This window comes from Paeniroseomonas aquatica (genome assembly GCF_030409335.1).
GTDB classification, from domain to species: domain Bacteria; phylum Pseudomonadota; class Alphaproteobacteria; order Acetobacterales; family Acetobacteraceae; genus Belnapia; species Belnapia aquatica.
On record NZ_JAUFPN010000212.1, the window covers coordinates 1 to 532 of the forward strand.

A 532-nucleotide genomic window follows, 5' to 3' on the forward strand; every position below is an offset into this window, starting at 1 on the left:
AGGGCGGTGCCCTGTGACCGGATACGTTGGCGTAGACTGCTCAGACTAGACTGTGAAATCCACTTGCGGACGGGGCGGGCCATACGTTTTAAAAGGACTTTCCCGCCCGCCTGGCGGAAGTCGCGCGCGAGAAGGGCATCGCCGCCAGCGCCATAGAGGTCTGGTTCGCCGATGAGGCCAGGATAGGCCAGAAGAACAAGATTACCCGGCGCTGGGCCCGACGCGGCACCAGGCCCACCGCGCCGCAGGATCAGCGCACGGCGTCGACCTACCTCTTCGGCGCCATCTGCCCCAAGGAGGGCAAGGCGGCGGGCCTCGTCCTGCCCTACTGCAACACCACAGCCATGAGCCTGCATCTCGCCGAGATCTCGGCCACGGTGGCGCCCCATGCACATGCCGTGCTGCTGCTTGATCAGGCCGGATGGCACCTGTCGGACAAGCTCGAGGTGCCGTCCAACATCACGCTCATCCCGCTGCCGCCGAAGTGCCCCGAGTTGAACCCGGTCGAGAACACCTGGCAGTTCATGCGGGA

1 pseudogene is annotated in these 532 nt (G+C 65.4%); it reads left to right on the plus strand.

The window, feature by feature from the left end:
• Nucleotides 1-92: 92 nt before the first annotated feature.
• Nucleotides 93-532: pseudogene (locus QWZ14_RS28920) on the plus strand (IS630 family transposase); the annotation flags it as partial.